The sequence below is a fragment of the Selenomonas sp. genome, assembly GCF_052169755.1.
Taxonomy (GTDB): domain Bacteria; phylum Bacillota; class Negativicutes; order Selenomonadales; family Selenomonadaceae; genus Selenomonas.
The window spans coordinates 1-4,964 of record NZ_JBQNBV010000140.1 but is presented as its reverse complement, the minus strand read 5'-3'; the positions used below and the strand labels follow the sequence as shown (position 1 = coordinate 4,964).

4 protein-coding genes, 1 pseudogene and 1 other annotated feature are annotated in these 4,964 nt (G+C 58.9%); all 5 genes and pseudogenes read left to right on the top strand.

The features are described from left to right. Positions 1-62 precede the first annotated feature (62 nt). Positions 63-300, top strand: a binding site (T-box leader). A gap of 46 nt (positions 301-346) precedes the next feature. Then, a complete protein-coding gene (locus ACTTKG_RS09010; RefSeq protein WP_442673878.1) occupies positions 347-2,017 on the top strand; it encodes a 2-isopropylmalate synthase in 1,671 nt (556 codons plus the stop codon). Then, entirely contained in the window at positions 2,014-2,970 is a 957-nt protein-coding gene (locus ACTTKG_RS09005; protein WP_442673877.1) for an alpha/beta hydrolase, read from the top strand. Before ACTTKG_RS09010 ends, ACTTKG_RS09005 begins: the two co-directional genes overlap by 4 nt. A 60-nt stretch (positions 2,971-3,030) precedes the next feature. Beyond that, a complete protein-coding gene (dtd, locus tag ACTTKG_RS09000) occupies positions 3,031-3,468 on the top strand; it encodes a D-aminoacyl-tRNA deacylase (RefSeq protein ID WP_442673876.1) in 438 nt (145 codons plus the stop codon). 256 nt (positions 3,469-3,724) lie between these two features. Continuing rightward, complete coding sequence (locus ACTTKG_RS08995; RefSeq protein ID WP_442673875.1) at positions 3,725-4,489, top strand: dihydroorotate dehydrogenase electron transfer subunit; 765 nt, start codon at positions 3,725-3,727, stop codon at positions 4,487-4,489. After that, positions 4,486-4,964: pseudogene (locus tag ACTTKG_RS08990) on the top strand (dihydroorotate dehydrogenase); the annotation flags it as partial. The gene ACTTKG_RS08995 and the pseudogene ACTTKG_RS08990, both read left to right, overlap by 4 nt.

Here is a 4,964-nt window from a genome sequence, read left to right as displayed (position 1 = left end):
AGAAAAATTTCCCTTGCAGAGCGGCGACATATATGCTATCCTATAGAGCATAACTTCAAATTGCAAATGCGTTGCAGAGGAATAGTAGGCGTCGCAGAATGGATAGAGAGCCGCTGGCTGGTGGAAAGCGGAGAGGAAGCGCCGTTGAACTCGCCTTGAAGCAGCTCGCTGAAACAGACGTGGAGTAGGCGGAGCCGGAGCCTGACCGTTAGAGCAGGAGGATATGATGGTATCCGTTAAAGTGCGCGCTTTGGCGCGAAATTGAGTGGTAACACGTAAGCATTGCCTTTCGTCTCTTTGGGGATGAAAGGCTTTTTCTATGAAGGGGCTATGGGAGGCGTTCTTTATGAAGAATTACACGAAGTACGAGAAGCAGTATTTTCTGCCGCCTGAGATAGATTTGAGCTGGCTCAAGAAGGAGCATCCGACGAAGGCGCCGACGTGGTGCAGCGTCGATCTGCGCGACGGCAATCAGGCGTTGATTATCCCGATGAGCTTGGAGGAGAAGCTGGAATTTTACAAGATGCTCGTGAAGATCGGCTTCAAGGAGATTGAGGTGGGCTTTCCCGCAGCGTCCGATACGGAGTTCGCGTTTCTTCGCCGCCTCGTAGAGGACGATCTGATCCCCGACGACGTGACGGTGCAGGTCTTGACGCAGGCGCGTGAGCATATCATCAAGAAGACGTTCGAAGCGCTTGACGGCGTGAAGAACGCCATCGTCCACGTCTACAATTCGACGTCGGTGCCGCAGCGCGAGCAGGTGTTCTATAAGTCAAAAGAAGAGATCAAGAAGATCGCCGTCGAGGGTGCGAATCTCCTCGCCGAGCTTACGGCGAAGTCGGGCGCTGACTATCGCTTCGAGTATTCGCCTGAGAGCTTCACGGGCACGGAGCCGGAGTATGCGCTTGAGGTCTGCAACGCCGTGCTCGATGTCTGGCAGCCGAAGTCGGAGCGTCCTGCGATCATCAATATCCCCGTGACGGTGCAGCTTTCGATGCCGCACGTCTATGGTATGCAGGTCGCCTATATTTCACAGAATCTCAAGTACCGCGATGCTGTCCGACTGTCTCTGCATCCGCATAATGACCGCGGCTGCGGCGTGGCGGATTCGGAACTGGGCATCTTGGCGGGGGCGGAGCGCATCGAGGGCACGCTCTTCGGCAACGGCGAGCGCACGGGCAATGCGGACATCGTGACGCTTGCCATGAATCTCTTCGCGCTCGGCGTCGATCCCGAGCTGGACTTTTCCAATATGCCCGAGCTTGTCGAGCTTTACGAGCGCGTGACGCGCATGAGCGTCCACGCGCGTCAGCCGTATGCGGGCGAGCTGGTCTTCGCCGCTTTCTCCGGCTCGCATCAGGACGCGATCGCCAAGGGCATGAAGTGGCGCGAGGAGAAGCAGCCGAAGTTCTGGAATGTGCCGTACCTTTATATCGATCCGAAAGATGTCGGGCGCGAGTACGACGGCGACGTCATCCGCATCAACAGTCAGTCGGGCAAGGGCGGCGTCGGCTATCTCTTGGAGCAGAAGTTCGGACTCGACCTGCCGAAGAAGATGCGCGAGGATCTCAGCTACTTCGTCAAGGGCGTTTCCGATCGCGGGCACAAGGAGCTTTTGCCCGAAGAGGTGCATGAGCTTTTCCAGAAGGAGTACGTCAATGTCGAAACGCCTGTGCGGCTCGTCGATTTCCTGCTGCGCAAGGCGCCGGACGGCGTACGTGCGGGCGAGGTGCACATGGAAGTCGAGGGCAAGCCCGTGACGTATCAGGCGCGCGGCAACGGACGCCTCGACGCCATCAGCAACGCCTTGCAGGAGAATCTTGGCATCTCCTATAAGGATTTGACATACAGCGAGCACGCGCTTGAGATCGGTTCAACGTCGCGCGCTATGGCATACATCGGCATTACGGCGGAAAGCGGCAAGGTCACATGGGGCGCAGGGCTTGATACGGATATCATCACGGCGTCGGCGATGGCGCTTGTCAGCGCCATCAATCGCATGAAAGCGGGCAAATGAGAACGCTGGCGACGATTTTTTTCACGAGTCTTGCGACGACGCTCCTGCTTGCGGCGCTCTCCGCAGGCGTCTTCGTCTATGTCGTCGGCGGTTACTTCGTTGACCTCGCCTTGGCGCGCGGCAGCGGCGGCGATCCGCAGGCGCCGCCCGTCATCGCGGCGAGTCTTTCCGATCCGAATGTACACTTGCCGGAGAAGCCCGAGGCGCAAAGCGAGGATTGGACGCTGCACTCCTTCGACGGACTGCGGCTTGCAGCGACGCATTTTTCGCCCGATGCGCTGAGTCATCGCTGGGTCGTTCTGCTGCATGGCTACGGGCGCAGCCAGGCGGATACGTGGGATTATGCCGAAGCGTACATCGCGCATGGGTATCACGTTCTGACGCCGGATTTGCGCGCTTCGGGCAAGAGCGAGGGAAAGTATGTGACGATGGGAGCGTTCGAAAGCCGCGACGTTGCCGCATGGATTTCGCGCATCGCTGAAGTCGATCCTGCAGCGCGTGTCGTGCTGCACGGCGTTTCTATGGGCGCGGCGACGGCGCTCCTTGCAGCAGGAAGGGACGATGCGCCGCCGAACCTTGCCGCCGTCGTCGAGGACTCGGGCTATACGAGTGCTGAGGATATGTTCGTGCGCAAGATGGAGAGTTTCAACCTGCCGGCATCTGTCATCATGCGCGGCGTGGACTATATGAGCCGCGAGAAGACGGGCGTCGCGCTTTCTGACGCCTCGGCGCTCGACGCTGTGCGCCGCATGAAGACGCCGACGCTCTTCATCCACGGCACGTCCGATCTGCTCGTGCCCTACAGTATGATGCAGGAGTTGGCGGCGGCGTCGAGCGCACCGCAGAAGGAAGTGCTGACGGTCGAAGGCGCGTGGCATGCGGCGGCGAAGGCGAAGGATCCGGAGAATTACTACCGACATGTATTCGCCTTTGCCGATCGCTGGACGAACTGAGACTTGGGCGGCGGGTGTTTTGCTGTTGGCGCGGTTTTTGCCGCGGGAAAGGATGGGATCATGCGGGCAGTCGTGACGAGGGTGAAGGAGGCTGCCGTCTCCATTGACGATGCAGTGACGGGCGAGATCGGACAGGGCTTCCTCGTGCTTCTGGGCGTGGGGCCGACGGACCGGGAAGACGAGGCGAAGCGCCTGGCGGAGAAGATCTGCCGTACGCGCGTATTTTCCGACGCGGCGGGCAAGATGAATCTCGCGCTCAAAGATGTCGGCGGCGCACTCCTCGTCGTCTCGCAGTTCACGCTCTACGCCGACCTTTCGAGCCGCCGCCCGGGCTTTTCCAGAGCGGCGAAGCCCGCAGTCGCCGAGCCGCTCTACGAGAGTTTCATGGCGCATTGCCGCGCTCTGGGCTTTCGCGTCGAGCACGGCAGTTTCGGCGCGGATATGCAGGTCACATCGATCAACGACGGGCCTGTGACGCTGCTTTTTGATACGGAGTGAAACTCCCGATCTAAGGAACCACGGATCAATTCAGCCGCCCATCTTCAAACATCTACGCTGTCCTCTCGTCGTCGGCAATTCCGTGACAGGAACAGCGTAGATGTGCAAATCTGGGAACTTTGTTTTATCAGCGTTTCCCTAAAATTCGTATGGAAGAAACCGTTGCAGTGGCGGCGGTTTCTTCTTTTGTTTCCTTCCGTAGATAATGATGTTATAATACAAAAAGATGTAAGCGATGAGACAGGAGGACGATTCCTTGAAAAAAACTTTGGAGGATGCCGTTATCGTTTTGAACCGCGCCATATTGTCCGATATTTGGCAGATGGAGCTTCTTTCGCCGAAGATCGCGGCGGGGGCAGAGCCGGGGCAGTTCGTCATGGTGAAGAAGCCGAAGAGCGCACACCTCTTGCGACGTCCTTTCGGCGTGGCGGATATCGACGATGAGAAGGGGACGATCACGCTCTTTTACCGCATCTTGGGCGAGGGGACGGCGGAGCTTGCTGCGCTGCGACCGGGCGAAACTTTGAGCGTCGAGGGCGCACTCGGTACGGGCTTTACGCTCACGGACGAGCCTGCGCTTCTCGTCGGCGGTGGTCTGGGGCTTGCGCCGCTCCTTTTGCTTGCGCATCGTCTGCATGAAAAGCCTGTCGTCATCATCGGCGCACGTTCTGAGCCGGAGACTTTTTGGACGCGCTTTTTTACGCCGTATGCGAAAGCGGTCTATATCGCGACAGACGATGGAACGAGCGGCTTTCACGGCTATCCTCTGCACTTGATGCCGCTCGTCCTCTGTGAAAATGAGGTGCGCGCCGTCAAGGTCTGCGGTCCCGATCTCATGATGGACGGCATTGCGCGTCTGGCACGGAGCGCAGGTCTTTCATGCGAAGTGTCGCTCGAAAAGCGAATGGCGTGCGGCTTCGGCGTCTGTCTTGGCTGCACCTTCGAGGGAAAGACGACGGGCAAGAGGCGCAAGACTTGCACGGAAGGACCGGTCTTTGCGGCAGAGGAGGTTTTTGAATGAACAGGGAAAGGCTTGCCGTCGAGGTCGCGGGCATTCGCATGGCGACGCCGATCATGGGGGCTTCTGGCACGTTCGGCTTTGGCATGGAGTATGAAGATTTCCTTGACCTTGCCGATGTCGGCGCGGTCGTATCGAAGGGCATTACGCCAAAACCGCGTGCGGGAAACGGCGGCGTGCGCATCGCCGAGACGCCCGCCGGTATGCTCAACTCCATTGGCTTGGAAAACCCCGGCATCGAGGCGTTCTGCCGTGACATCCTGCCCGAAGCGGCGAAGCTGCCGACGGCGTTCATCGTCAACATCAGCGCGGGGACGGCGGAAGAATACGGCGAGATGGCGCAAATGCTCGATGTCGATGGCGTGGACGGCATCGAGGTCAATATTTCGTGCCCGAATGTCAAGGAAGGCGGCATCGTATTCGGCACCGATCCCGTGCAGGCGGCGCGTGTGACAAGAGCGGTCAAACAGCATACGAA

Coding starts and splice junctions, on each gene's coding strand:
- ACTTKG_RS09010 (WP_442673878.1), top strand. CDS start 347: ATGAAGAATTACACGAAGTACGAGAAGCAGTATTTTCTGCCGCCTGAG.
- ACTTKG_RS09005 (WP_442673877.1), top strand. CDS start 2,014: ATGAGAACGCTGGCGACGATTTTTTTCACGAGTCTTGCGACGACGCTC.
- dtd (WP_442673876.1), top strand. CDS start 3,031: ATGCGGGCAGTCGTGACGAGGGTGAAGGAGGCTGCCGTCTCCATTGAC.